Raw genomic sequence first — 21778 nt, 5'->3', positions numbered from 1 at the left:
AGTGACTGCCGAATTAGTCCACTCTAGCCCGAAAGACCCTTGTGATCTCCGGCGTGATGCCTTCACCTAGAACGAGAGACTCCACATCCTTGAGGCGGGCCTTGCGAATGACCTTCGCAGCGGCCTCTATCTCTTCATCGATGCGCGCACCCTTCATAAACACCATCTCGCCGCCGGGGGCAAGGAGGTGCTCTGTGGAGGGGATCAACTTAGAAAGCGCAGTGACAGCACGCGCAGTGATCTGCGTGAGAGCCTCAGCATAAGGAGCATCCTGTGAACGAGAGCGGTCGACAACGACATTCGACAACCCGAGGCGATCAACTTCAGCATTGAGCCAGTCAACTCGGCGTTCCATGGGTTCGATAAGAACGAAGTTCACATCGGGGCGAGCGATTGCTAGAACTAGACCAGGAAGACCCGCGCCACTGCCAATGTCACCAACGAGCCCCGGTCGAAGCAGGGGAGCGACAAGCACGCAATTCACAATATGACGCGACCACAGACGGGGAACCTCTAGGGGACCGATAAGACCAAGCTCTTCACCTCGAAGAGCCAAGCTCTCGGTGTACGCGCGCGCCAGGTCAATACGCGAGCCAAATAGCTCAGCCGCAATCTCAGGCTCTTGTTCGAGCACTACTCCGTCGGTCAATGTTTCACGTGAAACTATGAACGAGTAATGACGGTGTGACGGTCGCGGCCTTCACCGCTGGACTGCGACACGAAACCGCGCTCAGCCACAACATCGTGAACGAGCTTGCGCTCGTACGATGACATCGGGGGGAGTGCGGCAGAATCAGATCCCGCTTCGATGCGCGCAACTGCCGCATCGACAAGCTTCGAGAGTTCCGCAGCACGAGCTTCACGCGAGCCACCGATGTCCAAAATGAGACGCGAGAACGCTCCGGTCTTGTTCTGAACCGCAATTCGGGTGAGCTCCTGAAGTGCTGTGACAGTGTCAGGCTTGGAAAGCAGACGAAGGTTAGTGTCTTCGCTCGACGTTACCGATACATAGGAGCGACCGGCCCGCGCATCGATCTCGATGTCGCCATCGAGGTCTGCAATATCGAGCAGCTCCTCGATGTAGTCAGCCGCAATATCGCCCTCTTCTTCGAGTTGCGCGGTAGTACGGTCTTCGCGATCGTCCACGGGAGCGGACTCGACAGCGGTGGTCTCGGTGTCAGAAACGTTCGTCATTTCTTCTTTCCCTGCTTCTTCTTCGCACGGTTTTTGCTAACGGGTTGTTCCCGCTGCGGGTTCTTAGGTTCTTCGATCACGATCGTGCCGGCATCGGGAGTTTCTTCGACGATGCCCTTGCGCTGGTTGCGCTTAGCAAGGCGCGCTTCTCGAGCGAGTGCTGCTTCACTGCCAGGGGTGGGCATGTTGCGAATAACGAGGAACTGCTGACCCATGGTCCAGAAGTTCGACACCAGCCAGTAGAACATCACGCCAAGTGGGAACGTGAATCCCGAGAAGGCGAAGACGAGGGGGAGTAGGTACAACATGATCCGCTGCTGGCGGTACATGGGGCTAGCCTTCATCTCTGCCGACTGATTCTTCGACATGATCTGAAGTTGCGTGATGAACTGCGATCCAGTCATCAGGATGACCATGATGACCGCAGTAATGATGACCGCTACGTTGCCCTCTGCCGTGCTGATCGCGAGGTGCAGGGGAGCGATGTCAAACAGCGACGAGGTACCGAAGGATTCTGAGAGCTCGGCGTTGAGGAGTCCAACACCCGGGGCATTTCCCTCGAGCTGTGCGTTACGCAGTACTGAAAAGAGACCGAAGAAGATCGGCATCTGCAGAAGAAGAGGAAGGCAGGAACTAAACGGGTTGGTACCCGCGTTCTTGTACATCGCCATCGTTTCGCGAGACATTGCCTCACGAGAGAACTGATCTTTCTTGCCCTTGTACTTGTCCTGGATCTTCTTGAGCTGAGGCGCGACTTCCATCATGCGACGCTGGCTCTTGATCTGGCGCACGAAGACTGGAATCAAGGCTGCGCGCACAACGAGGACGAGGCCGACGATCGAAAGAACCCAGGTCAGGCCAGCATCCGCATCCATACCGAAGAAGGTAAGGATTTCGTGAAAGGCGACGAGGATTGCCTCGATTACCCACTTGATTGGCCAAAGCAGATTGCCAAAGAAAGCAAAAAGATCCATGAAGTGGTTAGCCCCTTTCGTGGCTTGCGGCTATAACAAAGCCGAACCGGGTGATCTGGTAGCGGTCATGCCGGCGAGCCGGGATGTCATCGATACCGCCCTCTGCCCAAGGGTGGCAGCGAAGGAGTCGACGAGAGCCAAGCCACACACCACGGATAACACCGTGCTGCTGAATAGCTTGAAGAGTGTAGTGAGAGCACGACGGGTAATACCGGCAAACATCTCCATACAGCGGAGAAATTACTGCACGATAAATGCGCAGGATAAACACACAGAGGTTTCGCGGAATGAGCAGCGCGAACGTAACGACGGCGTTCATACCTTCACCACGATGCGGTCAATCCCTTCTGAGATCTCAGCCTGTAGCGTAGTCCACTCCGCTTGCGCGGAACCTGCCAGAGCCCGAACAACGATATCCGCATTCGCGTGCACATCCGGGAGCAACTGAGCTGCCGCCGCCCGGAGTCGACGACGAACCCGGTTACGTACAACCGCGTTGCCTACTGCCTTGGAAACAATGAATCCAAAGCGCACGCCCTGAGACCTCTCGTTGTTCACAATGTGGACAACGCAGTGCGGTGCTGTAAAACGGCGACCCCGACGAACAGCCAAACGAAAATCGCTTGGTAACGCGACGCGGTTCGCCTTAGACAGCACCGGACGAGATTACGCGGAGAGTTCGGTGCGTCCCTTACGACGACGCGCGCTCAAGATCGCGCGGCCGGCACGGGTACGCATGCGAAGGCGGAAACCGTGAACCTTCGCGCGGCGACGGTTGTTCGGCTGAAAAGTTCTCTTGCTCATAGCTATATCTCCAAGGCCCAGCTCTAGCAGCCGGGAAGAATTGGTAGGCCCTAAGGCCGGAAGTCAACTGATTAAAACTACGGCGTTAAACGGATGCGGTCAAACCGCAATGTGAACAACGCCGCATTATCCACACAGAATACATCGGTATTGGTAACGACATGCTGTGGACAACTAAGGTGACTATCGGTGCATAACGGCCAAAAGATCACAGTATTTCAGCGAGAATAGCTGTACTCACCAGTGGATAAGCCTGTGAGTAATTACTGCAGAGGGATGGGAAAAGAATGTCGGAAACACCCGACCCGACTAAGGGACTATGGCAAGTAGTTCTGACGCACCTCAACGGAGACGAGCGAATTACCCCGCAATTGCAGGGCTTCGTGAATCTGGTTGAACCTAAAGGTGTGATGGCTGGAACCCTCTATCTCGAGGTTCCGAATGAACTCACCCGCGGCATGCTGGAACAGCGACTCCGACAACCCTTCATTGATGCAATCGCTGCCCTCGACGATTCGCACGGGGTCACCAACTTTGCGACAGTCGTGAATCCAGAGATCCAACAGGATGCCCTTTCCCAGGATCTTCCTCATACCGAGCAGCCCTACATTGAGCCCACTCCTCCGGCTCCCGTGGAAAAAGCGTCCTCCCCTCGCCGCAGTGACTCACGGCTCAACCCCAAATACAGCTTCGACAACTTCGTTATCGGTGGCTCAAACCGGTTCGCCCATGCTGCAGCAGTTGCCGTAGCCGAAGCTCCCGCCAAGGCTTACAACCCGCTCTTCATCTATGGAGGATCGGGTCTCGGTAAAACTCACCTCTTGCACGCAATCGGCCACTACGCCGAGAGCCTCTATCCCGGGATCCGTGTTCGCTATGTGAGTTCAGAAGAATTCACGAACGACTTCATCAACTCGATCGCTAACAACCGCGCCTCGGTATTTCAGTCGCGCTATCGCGAGATCGACATTCTGCTCATCGATGACATCCAGTTCTTGCAGGGCAAGGACTCCACTCAAGAGGCGTTCTTCCACACCTTCAACACTCTTCACGACCACAACAAGCAAGTGGTCATCACGAGCGACCTACCTCCGAAGCACCTCACCGGTTTCGAAGACCGGATGCGGTCACGCTTCGAGTGGGGTCTGATTACCGACGTGCAGGCGCCTGATCTCGAGACGCGCATCGCCATTCTTCGCAAGAAAGCGCAGAGCGAGAAGATGCAAGTGGGCAACGACATCCTGGAGTTCATGGCGTCGAAGGTGTCGTCGAACATCCGCGAGCTCGAAGGCACGCTAATCCGCGTTACCGCTTTTGCGAGCCTCAATCGCACCGAGGTAGATATGGCACTGGTTCAAACAGTGCTGAAGGATCTCATCACTCTGGATGAAGACAACGTCATCGCACCGGTCGACATCATTAATCACACTGCCGACTACTTCAAGCTCACGGTCGACGACCTCTACGGGTCTTCCCGTTCCCAGGCGGTAGCAACTGCTCGGCAGATCGCAATGTATCTCTGCCGTGAAATGACGAATCTGTCGCTGCCGAAGATCGGTCAGCTCTTCGGCAACCGGGACCACACCACCGTGATGTACGCGAATAAGAAGATCACGGAGCTAATGAAAGAGCGTCGTTCGATCTATAACCAGGTCACTGAACTGACCAGTCGCATCAAACAAAACCACCGATTCACTCAAAAGTAGGTTTTCCCACTTGGGGATAACTTGGGGATAACCTCTCCAACTCGCCGGAAAGATTGTTGATCACAAGAATCTTTCTGTGGAATTGGAAATTCTTGTAACTCGAGTTTCCACGGAGAGTGCGACTGTTCTCCACGGCTCGTCAACAAGTCACACGGATGTAGTTTCCAGCAATTACAAGAATTTCGACGAGTTATACACACAATCCACAGCGGTTAAGAGTGTGACCTTTAAAGAATGAAATTTGAATCCCAAATAACCTGTAGTTCGCAAGTGGATCGGCTGTGCCAGTATTAACGGCCAGAGCGTGATCCGGTTAGGGGTAGTTCATGAAGTTTCAGGTCAATCGTGACGTCTTCAGCGAGGCGGTTTCGTTTGCGGTCAAACTGCTGCCGCAGCGCACAACGCTGCCCATTTTGAGTGGAGTCTTGATTGAAGCCACCGATGAGGGTCTGACACTGTCGTCATTTGACTACGAGGTTTCGGCTCGCACTCAGATCGTTGCTGAGGTTGAAGAGCCTGGTCGCATCCTCGTTTCGGGCAAGCTTCTCGCCGACATTGCAAGCCGACTTCCCAATGCTCCCGTGCGTTTTAGCACTGAAGAGAACAAGATCATCGTTGCCTGTGGCACCGGTCATTTCACATTGTCGAGCATGCCCGTCGAGGAGTATCCAAGCCTTCCCCAGATTTCCGACAAGGTGGGAACTCTGAAAGCGGATCTGTTCTCGGCCGCCATTTCGCAGGTCGCCGTTGCGGCTTCGCGTGACGATGTCACTCCGGTCATCACCGGTGTGCAGCTCGAAGTTTCTGAAAACAACATTTCGCTCGTCGCCACTGACCGCTACCGCGTTGCCGTTCGCGACATCGAATGGGATGCCGGCGCCTCGGGTGTTGAAACCGCGACCGCTCTCGTGCCGGCGAAGACGCTGATGGAAGTCGGAAAGACCTTCGGGAACAGCGGAGAAATTTCCGTGGCCATCACGAGCACCGATGAGCGCGAGCTCATCGCCTTCCAAGCGGACAAGAAAACTGTGACGTCGTTGCTCATCAAGGGCAATTTTCCACCGGTTCGCCGACTTTTTCCCGAGACTGTGGATAACTTCGCAGTCATGAACACGGGAGAGTTGATCGAAGCTGTTCGTCGTGTCTCTCTGGTGCTCGAACGCGAAGCCGCATTGCGCTTCACATTCACCGAAGAGGGAGTCACTCTTGAGGCGATCGGATCTGAGCAGGCTCAGGCATCCGAGACCATCGATGCGTTCTTGACCGGTGACGACACTGTGGTTTCGCTGAAGCCACAGTTCCTCATCGATGGATTGAGTTCCGTGCACTCCGAGTTCGTGCGCATTTCGTTTACCAAGACGGAAAACCCGAACAAGCCAGGCCCCGTGTTGATCACTAGCCAATCGTCAAAAGACCAGCCGGGCAGCGACAACTACAAGTACCTTCTCCAGCCCAACCTGTTGTTGAGGTAGTTCATGGCAGACACCACGCACGTCGGAATCATCGGACTCGGAAAAATGGGCGGCAACATGCGCGAGCGCATGCGAGCTGCCGGTCTTACGGTCACCGGCTATGACCCGAACGCCGAGGTCTCCGATGTTGCCGAACTATCTGACTTAGTGGATGCATTGCCCACCCCGCGAATCGTGTGGGTCATGGTTCCCTCGGGGCCAATTACCGACTCGGTGATTAGCGACGTTGCAGCACTTCTTGAGCCGGGCGACCTCGTCATCGATGGCGGAAACACGCGCTTCACCGATGACCAACTTCACCGAGACCAGCTAGCTGAATTGAAGCTTGACTTCGTTGATGTTGGAGTTTCGGGGGGAATTTGGGGCCTCGAAAACGGTTACGGGCTGATGGCCGGCGGCGAAAAAAGTGACATTGAGCGCGCGATGCCGATATTCGACGCGCTTCGTCCTGAAGGTCCTCGCGATGAAGGATTCGTGCATGCTGGCCCTGTAGGTGCCGGACATTACGCGAAAATGGTCCACAACGGCATCGAATATGCGTTGATGCAGGCCTGGGCCGAAGGATTTGAACTGCTCGTTAGCCGCAAAGATCTCATTGAAGATGTTCCCGGAACATTCAAGGCATGGCAACGCGGAACAGTCGTTCGATCATGGCTGCTTGAACTCCTCGTGAAAGCACTGGAAGAAGATCCCGAGTTTGCTGACATCGCCGGCTACGTCGAAGATTCGGGGGAGGGCCGGTGGACGGTGCACGAAGCGCTCAACCAGGCGGTTGCGGTTCCCACTATCAGCGCAGCAATCTTCGCGCGCTTTGTCTCTCGTCAAGAAGACTCGCCCTCAATGAAGGCTGTCGCTGCTCTCCGTAATCAGTTCGGCGGGCATAGCGTCCGCAAGAGCTAAGCTCTGCCGCAATGCGCGTAACTCACGTCGAACTTAAAGATTTTCGCAATTACAAGGAGCTCACTCTCGAGCTCGGTGCTGGGCCGACTCTGATTGTCGGATCGAATGGTCAGGGCAAAACAAATTTGGTCGAGGCGCTCGGGTTTCTGAGCACCCTCGGATCGCATCGAGTCTCCACCGATCATGCGATGGTGCGCCAGGCAATGGATGCCGCGATCGTGCGGGTGCGTCTTGAGCACAATGATCGTAAGTTTTTGGCGGAAGTGCAGATCAATCGCTCCGGGGCCAATCGTGCTCAGATTAATCGTTCCGTCATCCGCACTCGAGAACTGCCACGGTACTTCTCCAGCGTTCTCTTCGCTCCCGAAGATCTCGCTCTCGTTCGCGGCGAACCGTCTGGACGCCGACGTTTCATCGATGACTTACTGGTGTTGCGGTCGCCGCGCTTTAGCGGAGTAATGAGTGACTACGAGCGCGTTGTGAAACAACGCAACATGCTGCTTAAATCGGCTCGCGCATCCGGGGTCCGTGACACTCAATTGAGCACGCTCGATGTGTGGGATGAACGGCTCGTGGCTTTTGGTGCAGAGATCATCAGTGCTCGAAGCGCGCTCATCGCCGATCTCACCCCTGAAGTGGCTCGTGCGTACGAACAGATCGTCGGCGCAGATCATGGTGCATCGCTTGCTAATTCATTGAGCATTATTTCGCGACAGGATGACCCGGACAACGCTGTTGCCACCAATGCCGTCGGCGAAATAATTTCGGTCGCTGACGCGACGACAGCATTCACGGCGGCCCTCGCTTCCGTGCGAAAAGCTGAACGCGATCGTGCGATTACGCTGGTCGGCCCGCACCGCGATGACTTGATTTTCGGGCTCAACGGGTTGCCGGCGCGAGGCTACGCCAGCCATGGTGAATCGTGGTCGTTTGCGCTGGCGCTCAAATTGGCATCCGCTGAGCTGCTGCGTCGTGATTCATCAGCAGGCGACCCGGTGCTGATTCTGGATGATGTTTTCGCCGAACTCGACCAGTCACGCCGCGAGCGGTTAGCGAGTTCGATCTCCGGGTTCGAGCAAGTTTTGATTACAGCCGCGGTATTTGGAGATGTTCCGGAGGAACTTGCAGCGAACGTCGTGCGCATCAAAGCTGGCGAGGTGATCGTCGGTGAATGATCGTGATCCCAACGTTGACGAACACGTTGCCGTGTATCTGCGATTTCGCGATGTCTTTGGCGACGCCACGAAACGTTCGTACATGGCGCGAAAGCGGAACAAGAAAGAGCCGGGGACCAGCGTTCCCTTTGCCCCAGGCCGTGATCCGCACGGATTGGGCGATGTGATGGACAGCCTCACTTCCAATATGGGATGGAAGTCCCCGCTCGCTCGCTCGGAACTCATTCTGGCGTGGACCACGATCGTCGGCGCTGAAACAGCCGAACACTCCGAGCCGGTGGGAATTGAAGAAGGCGTGCTCACCATTCGTTGCGATTCCACAGCGTGGGCAACACAGCTGCGACTTATGCGCGGACACATCACCACGACGATTGCTCAGCAGCATCCAGAAGCGGGTGTGGAAACTGTGCGCTTTGAAGGCCCCAACGCCCCTTCGTGGAAAAGAGGCCCCAGATCAATTCCAGGTAGGGGCCCGCGCGATACTTACGGTTAGGGAGACAAAATAGGTCACGCCGCTAAAGAAACTCCCGTAGAACGCGATTTGACCGCCGCGACCGCTCGGAATTTGTTAGAATCTCAAGAGCCGTCGGACGCACCTCCTTATGGAGTTATCCGCTCTGAATGGCCTGTGTGAACTAGCGGCAGGAGCCTAACTTCAGATGACATCGACGCCCGAAAACGACGTGCCCGAGAGCCAGATCATTGCCAACGGTCATGTTGCCGCTGATAGTTATGGCGCCGATCAGATTCAGATCCTTGAGGGTCTTGAAGCTGTGCGCAAGCGCCCCGGTATGTACATCGGTTCCACCGGTCCTCGCGGTTTGCACCACCTGGTTTATGAAGTCGTCGACAACTCTGTTGATGAAGCCCTCGCCGGCTACTGCGACACCATCAATGTGTGGATTCGCAAAGATGGTTCCGTACGAGTCCGTGACAACGGCCGCGGCATCCCCGTCGACCTGAACCAACAAGAGCAGAAGTCGACGGTTGAAGTCGTCATGACAATTCTGCACGCTGGTGGAAAATTCGGCGGTGGCGGCTACGCCGTATCGGGTGGACTCCACGGTGTGGGTATCTCTGTTGTTAACGCGCTGTCGGAGAAAGTTGAAACCGAAGTTCACCGCCAGGGCCACGTGTGGCGCATCGGATTCGAAAACGGTGTTCCGACAGGACCGCTGGCACAGGGCGAAAGCTCTGAAGAAACCGGAACCCAACAAACTTTCTGGCCGAGCAAAGAAACTTTCGAAACTGTCGAGTTCGATTTCGAGACGCTCCGCGCCCGCTTCCAGCAGATGGCCTTCCTCAACAAGGGTCTGCGCATCACGATCTCCGATGAGCGTGGCGAAGAAGAAGTCACTGAGAGCTACATGTACGAGCGTGGCCTTGTTGACTACGTCGAGTACTTGAACAAGACCAAGAAGAACGAGCTCATTCATCCGGATGTCATCGCTTTCGAATCTGAAGACACCGAGAAGAAGATCTCACTCGAAGTAGCGATGCAGTGGACCGGTGGATACTCCGAGAGTGTTCACACCTACGCAAACACCATCAACACTCACGAGGGTGGAACCCATGAAGAGGGCTTCCGGGCTGCATTAACCACTCTCGTCAACCGCTACGCCCGCGAAAAGAACATCATCAAGGAGAAGGACGACAACCTCTCCGGCGACGACGTTCGCGAGGGTTTGACCGCCGTTATTTCCATCAAGCTCGGTGAACCTCAGTTCGAAGGCCAGACCAAGACCAAGCTCGGTAACACCGAAGCGAAGGCCTTTGTTCAGCGCATCGCCGGTCAGCAGCTCGGTGACTGGTTCGATCGCAACCCCACTCAGGCCCGCGACGTAATTCGCAAGGCGATCCAGGCATCGCAAGCTCGACTCGCTGCTCGCAAGGCTCGCGAGCAGACCCGACGCAAGGGACTCCTTGAGTCGAGCGGAATGCCCGGAAAGCTGCGGGACTGCTCGAGCAAGGATCCTTCGCTCTCCGAGATCTTCATGGTTGAGGGTGACTCGGCTGGCGGCTCCGCCGTTCAGGGCCGTAACCCTGAGTTCCAGGCAATTCTTCCGCTGCGGGGCAAGATCCTCAACGTCGAGAAGGCGCGTCTTGACCGTGCCCTCGGCAATGCCGAAGTTCAAGCCATGATCACCGCCTTCGGTGCGGGAGTCGGCGAAGACTTCGACCCCGAGAAGGCTCGGTACCACAAGATCGTCTTGATGGCCGATGCTGATGTCGACGGCCAGCACATCACCACGCTGCTGCTGACCCTGCTGTTCCGCTACATGCGTCCGCTTATCGATCTCGGTTACGTCTACTTGGCTCAGCCGCCGCTGTACCGCCTGAAGTGGAGCAACGCGCAGCACCAATACGTCTACAGCGACGCTGAGCGCGATGCGCTAACCGAACTGGGACTTTCAGAAGGTAAGCGCATGCCCAAGGACAACGGCATCCAGCGCTACAAGGGTCTTGGTGAGATGGACTACAAGGAGTTGTGGGAAACCACGATGGACCCCGCCACTCGCACGCTGCTTCAAGTCACCTTGGATGACGCTGCCGCGGCCGACGAAATCTTCTCGACTCTCATGGGTGAAGACGTTGAGTCTCGCCGAAACTTCATCCAGCGCAACGCCAAAGACGTCCGCTTCTTGGACATCTAGCTCTCACCGAGCTCTCGGCGCCCGCACTCGCGACAGATACAGACTGGAACTGAAATTTAATGGCTGACGAAGAAACTCCGAAGAAGACCTTCGAAGACGCACCCGTAGACGACCGTCACGACAAGATCAACCAGGTTGATCTTCAACTGGAGATGCAGCGCTCCTACCTCGACTACGCCATGAGCGTCATCGTGGGGCGTGCGCTTCCTGAAGTGCGTGATGGTCTCAAGCCCGTGCACCGTCGCGTGATCTACGCGATGTATGACGGTGGCTACCGTCCCGACAAGGGGTTCTCCAAGTGCACCCGAGTCATCGGTGACGTGATGGGCCAGTTCCACCCGCACGGTGACTCGTCGGTCTACGACGCTCTTGTTCGTTTGGTTCAGCCGTGGAGCCTTCGCTACCCACTGGCTCTGGGCCAGGGAAACTTCGGTTCTCCCGGAAACGACGGCGCTGCTGCCCACCGTTACACCGAAACCAAAATGGCTCAGCTCGCCATGGAAATGGTTCGGGACATTGAAGAAGACACCGTCGACTTCCAAGACAACTACGACGGTCGCACGCAGGAACCCACGGTTCTGCCGAGCCGTTTCCCCAACCTTCTCGTCAACGGTTCGGTCGGTATCGCGGTCGGTATGGCCACGAACATTCCGCCGCACAACCTGCGTGAAGTGGGAGAGGGTGCCCTCTGGCACCTCGCCAACCCTGACGCGTCGAAGGAAGAACTTGTTGAGGCGCTCATTCAGCGCATCAAGGGGCCGGACTTTCCGACCGGCGCCCAGATTCTCGGCGTTAAGGGAATTCAGGATGCGTACCGCACGGGTCGTGGCTCGATCACAATGCGTGCCGTGGTTAACGTCGAAGAGCTGCAGGGGCGTACGTGCCTCGTCGTCACCGAGCTGCCGTACCAAGTCAACCCCGACAATCTGGCGTTGAAAATTGCCGACCTCGTTAAGGATGGCAAGCTTGCCGGCATTGCCGACATCCGTGATGAGACGTCGGGTCGTACCGGCCAGCGCCTCGTCATCGTGCTCAAGCGCGACGCCGTTGCCAAGGTTGTTCTCAACAACCTGTACAAGCACACGCAGCTGCAGGAAAACTTCGGCGCAAACATGCTCGCGATCGTTGACGGCATTCCTCGCACGCTCTCGATCGACGGTTTCATCACCGAGTGGGCTACCCACCAGATCGAAGTTATCGTTCGCCGCACCGAGTTCCGTTTGCGCAAGGCCGAAGAGCGTGCCCACATTTTGCGTGGTTACCTTAAGGCTCTGGATGCTCTCGACGAGGTCATCGCGCTCATCCGTCGTTCGCCCACCGTCGAAGATGCCCGCAACGGCCTCATCGAGCTGCTCGACATCGACGAAATTCAAGCTCGCGCGATTCTCGATATGCAGTTGCGTCGACTTGCCGCTCTTGAGCGCCAGAAGATCATTGACGAGCACGACGAGATCGAGCGCGAGATCGTTGATTTCAAGGCGATCATTGCAAGCAAGGAGCGTCAGAGCAACATCGTCAGTGAAGAACTGACCGAACTCCTCGCTAAGTATGGCGATGACCGCCGCACCGAAATCATGATGGGTTTCGACGGCGACATGAGCATGGAAGACCTCATCCCCGAAGAGGAGATGGTGGTCACAGTCACGCGCGGCGGTTACGTCAAGCGCACGCGCAGCGACAACTACCGCAGCCAGCACCGCGGCGGCAAGGGCGTCAAGGGTGCCCAGCTGCGTGCGGATGACGTGGTCGACCACTTGTTCGTCACCACCACTCATCACTGGTTGCTGTTCTTCACCAACACGGGTCGCGTGTACCGTGCCAAGGCTTACGAGCTGCAAGAGGGTGGCCGCGACGCGAAGGGGCAGCACGTTGCCAACTTCTTGGCACTGCAGCCGGGTGAAGAAATCGCTCAGATTCTCGACATTCGTGACTACGAGCAGTCCACCTACTTGGTACTCGCTACCCGTAACGGTCTCGTCAAGAAGACCGCGATGGCGGAGTACGACACCAACCGCAGCGGTGGAATCATCGCCGTGAACCTGCGCGAGGGCGACGAACTCGTTTCGGCAATGCTCGTGGAGAACACAGACGATGTCTTGCTCGTATCTCGCAAGGGAATGTCGATTCGCTTTACGGCATCCGATGAGGCCCTGCGTCCTATGGGGCGTTCGACCTCGGGTGTGATGGGCATGAGCTTCCGTGAAGACGACCAGTTGCTGAGTGCCAGCGTTGTACCCGAGAGCGGCTTCGTCTTTGTAGTCACCGAGGGTGGCTTCGCGAAGCGCACTGCCGCTGATCAGTACCGCGTCCAGGGACGTGGTGGTTTGGGTATCAAGGTCGCCAAACTCGACGGAACTCGCGGCGATTTGGCGGGTGCTTTGATGGTCGGGGATGAGGACGAAGTTCTTGTGGTTCTTGCCAGTGGCAAGGTGGTACGCTCTTCTGTCGCTGAGGTTCCGGCCAAGGGCCGTGACACGATGGGCGTAGTTTTCGCCCGTTTTGCAGCGGAAGACAAGATCATTGCAATCGCACGAAATAGCGAACGAAATCTAGACAACAAAGAACTTGAAGCTGGGGACGATAGTGTTCCGAGTGAAGATGCCCCTGCTGGGAAGGACGAGTCGGTAGATGAGTAGTGTCGCAGAGAAGCTGCAGCGCAAGTCGCAGCGCCAAACATCAGTCAAACAGGTTCGCCTCAAGCTGGTGTACATCGACTTCTGGTCGGCCGTTAAGTTCTCGTTCCTCGTGGCAGTGTCGCTCGGAATCGTTCTGGTGGTGGCATCGCTCCTGATCTGGATCGTGCTTAACTCCACGGGAATCTTTGGAAAGCTCGATGAGATTTTGCGCGATGTTTTGAGCGACGAGTCCTTCAGCGTTGCGACAAGTTTCTCGCTGGGACAGGTCGCAGGATTCTCGTTTGTCGTGGCAATTCTCAACGTTTTGGTGGGTACTGCACTCGGCGCAATTGCGAGTATGCTTTATAACTTCAGCGTGCGACTGACCGGTGGAATCCTCGTGGGTTTCACTAACAACTAGTCGATTACGCCAAACGGGCAGAATGCGGTACTCTCGTATCTGCCCAACGGGGGTATAGCTCAGGCGGTTAGAGCGCTTCGCTGATAACGAAGAGGTCCGTGGTTCAAGTCCACGTACCCCCACTGGAATTTCCACAAGAAATTCCTTAAACGGGGCCTTAGCTCAATTGGTAGAGCGCCTGCTTTGCAAGCAGGAGGTCAGGGGTTCGATTCCCCTAGGCTCCACAGCACGACAACAAAAACCCCGGCCAGTTTTCTGGTCGGGGTTTTTGCGTATCCGCGCTCCGCCGTCGCGTTCGCCAAGCCCTTGCACCGAGCTCTGAGCCAACTCCGCGATAGCGTTGATTACATATTAATGTTAGCGTCGCTATCATGGATGCGAAACTCACGATCATCGAGGCCGCAGCGCGATTGCTGGCTCAGTCTGCCGACGGCGATATCTCCACACGGGCGGTGTGTGAGGCATCCGGGATTCAACAACCCGCCTTGTATCGAATCTTCGGCGATAAAGCCGCCCTGCTTGAAGCAACTGTTGATCACGTGTGGAACAAATATCTGAGCATGAAGCGGGCAGCGGAGGCCTCGAGTGACCCGCTTGCCGATCTTCGCCGGGGCTGGGATGGCCACACCGCCTTTGCGCTCGCCAATCCGAACGCCTACAGGCTGCTCTTCGGCTCAAACGCGGTTGCGCGGGCAGAGTCTGGCACCGAGGCTGTTCGGCTCCTGCAGGGCGTCCTAGAGCGTCTGGCGGCCCAAGGACGCCTGCGGGTGACACCCGAGGTCGCCGCGCAGCACGTGATGGCCGCAAACAGCGGTGTAGCGCTTGCCATGATTCTGCGACCGGAGCAGAGCGACGACCCGCGGCTCTCCGAGCGGATGCGGGAGAGCGTCATCCATTCGATCCTTGTCGGTGGGGGAGCGGGTGAGCCATCGACCACCGCTGCGCTGGCTGCGAAGGCTGAGGGTGCATCTGGCTCCAACTCAGAGGCGGTCGTGGCCGCGGCGATCACGCTGCGTGCGGCGCTAGCCCGGCTGGATGCGCCGATCTTTACCGGCGCCGAGCAAACGCTCCTCGATGAGTGGCTCGCCCGATTCAACACAGACGACACCGTTTCGACAGTCGAAGGAGCACACTCATGACATACAACGCGGAAAACAGGCACAGCCGGGAGCACGCGACAGCGGATGCTCTCCAGACCGACCGGGAGTCCTCGGAGCGGGTTGCGCTCGTGTTCGGTGGTTCCGGCGGTATCGGTCGCGCGGTGGCGTTGCGTCTTGCGCACGATGGCATGGCAGTGGCCGTTCATTACAGCGGGAATGAGATCGGAGCCCTCGACATGGTGAAAGAGATCATTGCTTCGGGTGGTCGCGCTCTCGCGGTAAGCGGTGACGTCGCAGACGACCGCGACGTAGCTGGCGCGTTCACTGCCGTCGAAGCGGAATTCGGCGGAGTCGACGTGGTCGTGAACACTGCCGGCATCATGACCCTGGCGCCAATTGCCGAGCTCAGCCTTGATGACTTCGATCGGATGCACCGCACAAATGTTCGCGGAACGTTCGTCGTCTCGCAGCAGGCCGCCCGTCGAGTTCGCGCCGGGGGAGCCATCATCAACTTTTCTACCTCGGTCACCCGCACGCAGTTTCCCAACTACGGGGCATACTCGGCGAGCAAGGCGGCGGTGGAAAGCCTGACCTTGACGCTGGCACGGGAGCTTCGCGGCCGAGACGTGACGGTTAATGCGGTGGCTCCCGGGCCGACGGCAACCAGCCTCTTTCTTGACGGCAAGGATGACGCGACGATCGAACGGCTCGCGAAGGCGACTCCGCTCGAGCGACTCGGGAGGCCTGAGGACATCGCTGAGGTTGTGGCATTCCTGGCGGGCCCTGCGCGGTGGATGAACGGGCAGGTAGTTTTCGCTAACGGCGGGCTTGCCTAGCCCCGTCCTTCAACGACGAAACAGTTCTGGCCCGATTCGCAAGAACCGGGCCAGAACTGTTTAAGAGGTTGTGGCTACACCGCTGGCGGTGAGCAGCAGAGAGAAGTTAAGCAGTCTCTGCTTCGTCGTCAATCCACAGGTCATCGTCTGCGCGAAGGGTCTGCCAGGCGGCGTACGCAACGCCGACTGCAGCTACCACGCCGACACCGATGAGGATGTAGCGGCCAAAGCCAGCCGACTTCGGCTGAGGCTTAACAAGGCCAGTCTTTTCGCCCGCGGTTGCCGCGAGTCCGGAGACGCGAGCGAAGGCATCCCGAACCTGCTGGTTCTTAGCTACTTCGAGCGCTGCGAGAGCTGTACCGAGCGCCGAGGTGACCGCAGGCAGTACGTCGCCCTTGATCTTCGACTTGGTGCTTTCAGCCGCTGAGCGCGCGCCAGCGACTGACGAGGAGACAACGGGCTTCACCCGAGAGTCGATTGTGTTGTGAATCTTGGGGCTGACTTCTTCACGCGCGTAGTTGGCAGCCTGTTGGCTTGCCTCACGTACTACGGCAGATGCGTGGTCGAGCAGCTCTTTCTGGTCATGCCAAAGGTCTTCAGCTTGACCTTTCAAGCGCTTGAGTTCTTTCCGGCGTTTGCGAGTTAGTGCCACGGGAAACCTCCAAAGATGGTCGAACGGTGACTCCATACTGCCACGGTGCCTTCCGAGTCCGCACTGCTTTGCCTGTGAGCAGGCTGAATAACTGGTATCTGAGGCTCAGGTTGGCTATGTAAGAATTGACGCTATGTCTCAACACACCGCAGTTGCCACGATCAAGACAAACCTCGGAGAAATCCGTCTCAACCTCTTCGGCAACCACGCGCCGAAGACCGTTGCTAACTTCGTCGGTCTCGCCAAGGGCGATATCGAATGGACCCACCCCGCCACCGGTCAGAAGACCACCGCGCCTCTTTACGACGGCGTAATCTTCCACCGCATCATCAAGCAGTTCATGCTTCAGGGTGGAGATCCCCTGGGTAAGGGCATCGGCGGCCCCGGCTACAACTTCGACGACGAAATCCACCCCGAGCTCGACTTCTCGGCCCCCTACATCCTCGCCATGGCAAACGCCGGCACGCGCGCGGGTAAGGGAACCAACGGTTCGCAGTTCTTCATCACCACAGTCGCTACTCCTTGGCTCCAGGGCAAGCACACCATCTTCGGTGCGGTTGCTGACGACGAGTCGAAGAAGGTCGTCGACGCCATCGAGGCAGTCGACACCGACGGTAGCGACAAGCCCCTCACCGACGTTGTCATCGAGAGCGTCACGATCGACGAGGTCTAACCTTCGTGACCACATCGCCGGATGCCAGCGGTAACTACTGCTACCGGCATCCTGACCGGCAAAGTTTCACTCTCTGCCAGCGATGTGGGCGCACTGTATGCCCCAGCTGCCAAACGCAGGCAGCTGTGGGCGTACATTGCCCCGAATGCATCAAAGAGGCTCGAGCCAATGGGCCAAAGCGCAAACCAGTCTTGGTTCGCGCATCCCGCGCCTCGCGGGGAAAGCCAGTAGTCACTTACACCCTCATCGGGATAACTGTCCTGATGTATTTATTGCAGCTGGTGTCTGACGGTCGGGTGTACCAAGCTCTCGCGTATTACCCGCCGTTCACGGCTGAGCAGCCGTGGCGCATGATTACCTCTGCGTTCCTGCACTCTCAGAGCAGCATCTTTCATTTGCTGTTCAATATGTTCACCCTCTTCATCTTTGGGCGCGCACTGGAGCTGCCTCTCGGCAGAGCGAGGTTTATTGCGCTCTATCTGATCAGCGCGCTCGGTGGCTCGGTCGCCGTTCTGCTGCTTGCGCCGCAATCGGTCGTAATCGGAGCATCCGGTGCGGTGTTCGGCTTGGCCGCGGCGTTCTTTGTCATTCAGCGCCGCATGGGTGTGAATAACCGCCTGCTGCTTATCGTGCTGGCCGCGAACCTAGTAATCGGGTTCATCCCCGGTTCCGGTATTTCCTGGCAAGCTCACCTCGGCGGGCTCATCACGGGAGCCGTGCTCGCACTCGTGTTCCTGCGACAGCGCAACAAGCCCTCCGCCAACCCGGAGATCGCTCTAGTCGCGCTCGTCGTCGCGGCTCTCATCAGCCTGACCCTCGTGCGGATCTTCGTTCTATAGGTGACTAAAAGTTATCCACAGGTTTATTAACACTGGGTATAACTACACGCGTGTAATTTCTAACGCCACCGTGTTGTCATGAGGAATCCGATGAAGAGGATGCCGAAGCCAACAAGAATGTTCCAGCTGCCGAGTGAGGCGACAGGCAACTGCTGGTTGCTCACGTAGAACACGATGATCCAAGCGAGCCCGATCAGCATGAAGCCGAACATGACGGGCTTGAACCAGACCGCGTTGGGAGCGTCTTCAGCGGGACGCGACGGTGATTTTTCTGCAGAATTACGGGCCATGGGAGAGATTCTAGCGCGAACGCCCTGAGTGACGAATGGCCGCGCGGAAACCAGTAGGAGACTGCGGATAGAATTGCGCCTATGGTTCTCGAAGATGGCCGCCCATCGCGGCGCAGAGCGAAAGCCCGCCGCCCTGTCTCCTTCATTGGAGTTCTCGGCGAAATCTTCATTACTGCCGGCGTTGTTGTGCTCCTCTTCTTGGTCTGGCAGACCTGGGTGAACAACATCTTCGTAAGCAACGCGCAGCGCGACGAAGCCGTTGAGCTGAGCCAAGAGTGGAACAAGGGCGAGGCTGTGAAGCTTGCGCCCGATGAGCGAGCTGATCCCGGCGTACCGATCGTGGACGAGGCTCCCGCTCGTGCCGAAGTGTTTGGCACCCTGATCGTTCCGCGGTTTGGCGCTGACTACACGCGACCCATCGCCGAGAGCGTTAGCCTCGAGCAGGTTCTCAATACTCGCGGTGTTGGCCACTACACCGGCACCCAGATGCCCGGTGAGGTCGGCAACTTCGCCGTCGCCGCCCACCGCACCGGTTGGGGCGACCCCTTCTACGACATCAATAAGCTTCAGATCGGCGACAGCATTTACGTCGAGACTGAAGCTGGCTGGTACCGCTACGTGTTCCGCTCTTTGGAATATGTGATGGCATCCGGTGTTGGAGTACTTAACCCGGTGCCGCAGTTTGAAGGAGCCGCCGCGAGTGACCGCATCATGACGCTCACAAGCTGCAACCCCATTCACACCGCCGATGAGCGAATCATCGCCTACGCGGTCTACGACACTTGGTACCCCCGCTCAGAGGGAGCTCCCTCTGAGATCGCCGCGATCGCTCAAAACCTCGAAGGAGCTGGCTAATGTATGCAGCACTCTGGCGTGTACTTCCAGGCCCAGCACTCGTGCGGGTTCTGACTCTGCTGATCTTGGCAGCTGCGATTGTCGCTGTGCTCTTTGCGTGGGTTTTCCCGTGGGTGCTGCCCCTGGTAACCCCGCTGGATGCGACGGTGCAACAGTGACCCGCATCCTCGTCGTCGACAACTACGACAGCTTCGTCTACACCCTCAACGGGTATCTTCTCGAGCTCGGCGCCACAACAGACGTTGTGCGCAACGATGCTTTCAGCGCGGATGACGCGGCGGCCCGCATAGCCGAGTACGACGCCGTTCTGCTCTCGCCCGGTCCCGGCACTCCCGCCGACGCTGGCGTGAGCATCCCGATCGTTCACGCCGCCCTTGCCACGAGTAAGCCGCTGTTCGGAGTCTGCCTTGGCCACCAAGCGATTGCCGAAGCTCTGGGAGCAACAGTTACTCACGCCGATGAACTGATGCACGGCAAGACGTCGCGGATCGAGCACGACGACAGCCTCATCTTCCGCGATCTACCGCAGCCGTTCACCGCAACGCGCTATCACTCGCTCGCGATTGTGGACGGGACTGTTCCCGACGAGCTCATCGTGACCGCACGCACCCCCGGTGGAGTAATCATGGGCGTTCAGCACGCCTCGCAGCCGGTCTACGGCGTGCAGTTCCACCCTGAGTCGGTACTCACCGAGGGTGGGTATCTGATGCTCGGCAACTGGCTCTCCGAAGTGGGGATGCCCGAAGCGCCTGCTCTGGCCAAGACGCTCACGCCCTTGGTGCATAACTAGCTGTTCTCTAGTTGCCGTGCATAGTTCGTAGCTATCGCGGTCCGCACCGGAACGGAGCGCGTTATTAGCCAGCGCAGTACTGGAGCGTGATCTCAGATTTCTGAGCTTGATCGCCCACGATCGACTGGTAACTCACGACGTTGCCTGAGCATCCGAAGTCGGCGCTCAGCTTCACGCTGAGTTGAAGAGCGGTGAGAGTGCTGTTGGCTTCGCCAATGTCTTTACCCGTGACATCGGGCACCTGAACGAGACCGTTCGACACGACAAGGTTGACCGTCTCACCCTCGCGGATGATCGCGCCATCGGCCGTGCGCTCGGCATCGCCGCGCGGGTCAGAGCTGATGACGGTGCCCTTCTTGAGGTTAGGCGAGTACGTCTGCGAAGTAGAGCCGTAGACAAGACCCGCCGATTCAAGCAGCTTGATGGCAGCATCTTCCTGCATGTTCGCCACGTTCGGAACGGTGACGGGAGTGCGGCCAAGGGAGACAATAACCTGAACTTCGAAGCCGAGGGATACCGTCTGGCCAGGGCCAGGATCGGTACGGATGATGACACCCTCATCGACGGTTTCACTGGCCTGGTTGACGCGCTTGGGAACCAGCTCGAGTTCTGTGAGTAGAGCAGCACCGTCGTCGTAGGTCATGGCAGCGACGTCGGGAATGTCGACAGCGCTCGTGCCACTGAGTTGTGCGGGGCTGAGGCTGAAAGCCCAGACCACAACAGAAACGATGATGACAGCCATCAGTGCAATGCCGCCCCAGATCCACGCGACGGGCGGGCGGTTCTGGGTGCGGGGCGTGCGGTCGTTCTCGTCAACGGCAAGTTGACGGAAGGTGGCATCGCTGCCCGCGGTGGCATTGGGGTTTACGCCGAAGAGGGTGGCGTTGAAATCTGTGGATGCGAGCTGCTTGCGCTCCGGAACGGAACCCGCCGCAGCGGACTCTACGTCAGTGCGGAACTCAGCAGCACTTTGGTAACGGTCGAAGCGATCCTTCGCGAGCGAACGCAACACGACAGCGTCGAGCGCCGGCGACACCGCAGCAGTGGTTGTGCTCGGCGGAACGGGCTCGGAGTTGACGTGCTTGTAGGCAACGGCGACCGGGTTTTCTCCGCTGAAGGGAGGCTGCCCGGTGAGGAGCTCGAACAGCACGACGCCGGTCGAGTACAGATCGGAGCGAGCATCCACTCCTTCACCGCGAGCTTGCTCGGGCGAGAAGTACTGCGCAGTGCCGACGATGGCACTGGACTCGGCGATGGTAGCGGCAGAATCGGAGACCGCACGGGCGATACCGAAGTCCATGACCTTCACCTGGCCACTGTTGGTGACCATGATGTTGCCGGGCTTGATGTCGCGGTGAACGACGCCGGCACGATGTGAGTACTCGAGAGCGGTGAGCACCTGCGAAACGATGCGCGCTGCTTCTTCTGGTGCGAGCGGGCCTTCGGCGACGATGTCTTTCAGCAGTCGACCGTCGACGTATTCCATGATGATGAACGGGATGAGTGTCTCATGACCCGAAGGATCGATGACGGACTCTTCGCCCGCATCAAAAATACGAACGATGGTGGGATGCGCCATCTTCGCTGCATCGTGGGCTTCGCGACGGAACCGGGTGCGGAACGCGGGATCGTTGGCGAGCGTGGGCTTGAGTAGCTTGATAGCAACCCGACGCCCGAGCCGTGAATCCATACCGAGGTGAACGTCGGCCATACCGCCATGGCCGAGAAGCTCGCCAATCTGGTACCGCCCAGCGAGCTGGCGTACGCCCTGTGCAACGCCTTCGCTCACTGGTTCACTCCTGTTTGTTGTCGCGGAAAGTACCGGTTC

The 21778-nt window shown here is 57.8% G+C and carries 24 protein-coding genes and 2 tRNA genes; 17 read left to right on the top strand and 9 right to left on the bottom strand.

Features of this window, described 5'->3' with window-relative positions; all coding sequences use genetic code 11:
• Positions 1 to 13: 13 nt before the first annotated feature.
• The 6 genes from rsmG to rpmH are packed head-to-tail and all read right to left on the bottom strand — an operon-like array spanning position 14 to position 2972.
• Positions 14 to 649 (bottom strand): 16S rRNA (guanine(527)-N(7))-methyltransferase RsmG, encoded by a 636-nt coding sequence (gene rsmG, locus CLV85_RS01170; RefSeq protein WP_100387785.1) that lies wholly within the window; start codon positions 647 to 649, stop codon positions 14 to 16.
• Between the two features lie 14 nt (positions 650 to 663).
• Positions 664 to 1194, bottom strand: a complete 531-nt coding sequence (locus CLV85_RS01165) for a Jag family protein (protein ID WP_100387784.1) — start codon at positions 1192 to 1194, stop codon at positions 664 to 666.
• A complete protein-coding gene (gene yidC, locus CLV85_RS01160; RefSeq protein ID WP_100387783.1) occupies positions 1191 to 2168 on the bottom strand; it encodes a membrane protein insertase YidC in 978 nt (325 codons plus the stop codon). The genes CLV85_RS01165 and yidC overlap by 4 nt, the downstream gene beginning before the upstream one ends.
• A 7-nt stretch (positions 2169 to 2175) precedes the next feature.
• Positions 2176 to 2487, bottom strand: coding sequence for a membrane protein insertion efficiency factor YidD (yidD, locus tag CLV85_RS01155; RefSeq protein ID WP_100387782.1), 312 nt, complete (start codon positions 2485 to 2487; stop codon positions 2176 to 2178).
• Entirely contained in the window at positions 2484 to 2825 is a 342-nt protein-coding gene (gene rnpA / locus CLV85_RS13635) for a ribonuclease P protein component (protein ID WP_205030304.1), read from the bottom strand. Before rnpA ends, yidD begins: the two co-directional genes overlap by 4 nt.
• A 9-nt stretch (positions 2826 to 2834) precedes the next feature.
• Positions 2835 to 2972, bottom strand: coding sequence for a 50S ribosomal protein L34 (gene rpmH, locus CLV85_RS01145; protein WP_022895130.1), 138 nt, complete (start codon positions 2970 to 2972; stop codon positions 2835 to 2837).
• Between the two features lie 287 nt (positions 2973 to 3259).
• Between rpmH and dnaA the strand changes: the two genes are divergently transcribed.
• The 12 genes from dnaA (at position 3260) to CLV85_RS01085 (ending at position 15851) form a co-directional block, all read left to right on the top strand.
• Positions 3260 to 4678: a chromosomal replication initiator protein DnaA gene (dnaA, locus tag CLV85_RS01140; RefSeq protein WP_100387781.1), complete on the top strand. Its 1419-nt coding sequence runs from the start codon at positions 3260 to 3262 to the stop codon at positions 4676 to 4678.
• Between the two features lie 326 nt (positions 4679 to 5004).
• The gene (gene dnaN / locus CLV85_RS01135) at positions 5005 to 6150 is read left to right on the top strand and encodes a DNA polymerase III subunit beta (protein ID WP_100387780.1); all 1146 of its coding nucleotides are present in this window, start codon (positions 5005 to 5007) and stop codon (positions 6148 to 6150) included.
• A 3-nt stretch (positions 6151 to 6153) separates the two neighbouring features.
• Positions 6154 to 7050 (top strand): phosphogluconate dehydrogenase (NAD(+)-dependent, decarboxylating), encoded by an 897-nt coding sequence (gnd, locus tag CLV85_RS01130; RefSeq protein ID WP_100387779.1) that lies wholly within the window; start codon positions 6154 to 6156, stop codon positions 7048 to 7050.
• Between the two features lie 11 nt (positions 7051 to 7061).
• The gene (recF, locus tag CLV85_RS01125) at positions 7062 to 8225 is read left to right on the top strand and encodes a DNA replication/repair protein RecF (RefSeq protein ID WP_100387778.1); all 1164 of its coding nucleotides are present in this window, start codon (positions 7062 to 7064) and stop codon (positions 8223 to 8225) included.
• The gene (locus CLV85_RS01120) at positions 8218 to 8718 is read left to right on the top strand and encodes a DciA family protein (RefSeq protein ID WP_100387777.1); all 501 of its coding nucleotides are present in this window, start codon (positions 8218 to 8220) and stop codon (positions 8716 to 8718) included. Before recF ends, CLV85_RS01120 begins: the two co-directional genes overlap by 8 nt.
• A 166-nt stretch (positions 8719 to 8884) precedes the next feature.
• Complete coding sequence (gene gyrB / locus CLV85_RS01115) at positions 8885 to 10879, top strand: DNA topoisomerase (ATP-hydrolyzing) subunit B (protein ID WP_100387776.1); 1995 nt, start codon at positions 8885 to 8887, stop codon at positions 10877 to 10879.
• A gap of 59 nt (positions 10880 to 10938) precedes the next feature.
• The gene (gyrA, locus tag CLV85_RS01110) at positions 10939 to 13515 is read left to right on the top strand and encodes a DNA gyrase subunit A (protein ID WP_100387775.1); all 2577 of its coding nucleotides are present in this window, start codon (positions 10939 to 10941) and stop codon (positions 13513 to 13515) included.
• The gene (locus tag CLV85_RS01105; protein WP_100387774.1) at positions 13508 to 13915 is read left to right on the top strand and encodes a DUF3566 domain-containing protein; all 408 of its coding nucleotides are present in this window, start codon (positions 13508 to 13510) and stop codon (positions 13913 to 13915) included. The genes gyrA and CLV85_RS01105 overlap by 8 nt, the downstream gene beginning before the upstream one ends.
• 48 nt (positions 13916 to 13963) lie before the next feature.
• Positions 13964 to 14037, top strand: a tRNA-Ile gene (locus CLV85_RS01100).
• Between the two features lie 29 nt (positions 14038 to 14066).
• A tRNA-Ala gene (locus CLV85_RS01095) sits at positions 14067 to 14139 on the top strand.
• A 147-nt stretch (positions 14140 to 14286) separates the two neighbouring features.
• Entirely contained in the window at positions 14287 to 15054 is a 768-nt protein-coding gene (locus tag CLV85_RS01090; RefSeq protein ID WP_100387773.1) for a TetR/AcrR family transcriptional regulator, read from the top strand.
• Entirely contained in the window at positions 15051 to 15851 is an 801-nt protein-coding gene (locus CLV85_RS01085) for an SDR family oxidoreductase (protein ID WP_100387772.1), read from the top strand. The genes CLV85_RS01090 and CLV85_RS01085 overlap by 4 nt, the downstream gene beginning before the upstream one ends.
• A gap of 106 nt (positions 15852 to 15957) precedes the next feature.
• Here CLV85_RS01085 and CLV85_RS01080 read toward each other — a convergent pair whose 3' ends face one another.
• Positions 15958 to 16503 (bottom strand): hypothetical protein, encoded by a 546-nt coding sequence (locus CLV85_RS01080; RefSeq protein ID WP_100387771.1) that lies wholly within the window; start codon positions 16501 to 16503, stop codon positions 15958 to 15960.
• A gap of 133 nt (positions 16504 to 16636) precedes the next feature.
• On the opposite strand from CLV85_RS01080, the gene CLV85_RS01075 reads away from it, so the two are divergent.
• Both CLV85_RS01075 and CLV85_RS01070 read left to right on the top strand, forming a co-directional pair.
• Entirely contained in the window at positions 16637 to 17176 is a 540-nt protein-coding gene (locus CLV85_RS01075) for a peptidylprolyl isomerase (RefSeq protein WP_100387770.1), read from the top strand.
• Positions 17177 to 17439: 263 nt separating this feature from the next.
• Positions 17440 to 18015, top strand: coding sequence for a rhomboid family intramembrane serine protease (locus tag CLV85_RS01070; RefSeq protein WP_308430447.1), 576 nt, complete (start codon positions 17440 to 17442; stop codon positions 18013 to 18015).
• Positions 18016 to 18074: 59 nt separating this feature from the next.
• Here the strand turns inward: CLV85_RS01070 and CLV85_RS01065 are convergent, their stop codons facing one another.
• Positions 18075 to 18305, bottom strand: coding sequence for a cell division protein CrgA (locus CLV85_RS01065; RefSeq protein WP_100387768.1), 231 nt, complete (start codon positions 18303 to 18305; stop codon positions 18075 to 18077).
• 81 nt (positions 18306 to 18386) lie between these two features.
• On the opposite strand from CLV85_RS01065, the gene CLV85_RS01060 reads away from it, so the two are divergent.
• The 3 genes from CLV85_RS01060 to CLV85_RS01055 are packed head-to-tail and all read left to right on the top strand — an operon-like array spanning position 18387 to position 19950.
• On the top strand, positions 18387 to 19160 hold the full coding sequence (locus tag CLV85_RS01060) for a class E sortase (protein ID WP_100387767.1): 774 nt from the start codon (positions 18387 to 18389) through the stop codon (positions 19158 to 19160).
• A complete protein-coding gene (locus CLV85_RS13395; protein WP_169925787.1) occupies positions 19160 to 19318 on the top strand; it encodes a hypothetical protein in 159 nt (52 codons plus the stop codon). Before CLV85_RS01060 ends, CLV85_RS13395 begins: the two co-directional genes overlap by 1 nt.
• Positions 19315 to 19950 carry an anthranilate synthase component II gene (locus CLV85_RS01055; RefSeq protein WP_100387766.1) on the top strand — a complete coding sequence of 212 codons (636 nt, stop codon included), beginning with the start codon at positions 19315 to 19317 and terminating at the stop codon, positions 19948 to 19950. Before CLV85_RS13395 ends, CLV85_RS01055 begins: the two co-directional genes overlap by 4 nt.
• A gap of 64 nt (positions 19951 to 20014) precedes the next feature.
• Here the strand turns inward: CLV85_RS01055 and pknB are convergent, their stop codons facing one another.
• Positions 20015 to 21739, bottom strand: a complete 1725-nt coding sequence (gene pknB, locus CLV85_RS01050; protein WP_121626128.1) for a Stk1 family PASTA domain-containing Ser/Thr kinase — start codon at positions 21737 to 21739, stop codon at positions 20015 to 20017.
• Positions 21740 to 21778 lie beyond the last annotated feature (39 nt).

The organism is Salinibacterium amurskyense, assembly GCF_002797685.1.
Classification (GTDB): Bacteria; Actinomycetota; Actinomycetes; order Actinomycetales; family Microbacteriaceae; genus Rhodoglobus; species Rhodoglobus amurskyensis.
The sequence above is the reverse complement of the archived record's forward strand: the minus strand, read 5'-3'. Positions and strand labels throughout refer to the sequence as shown.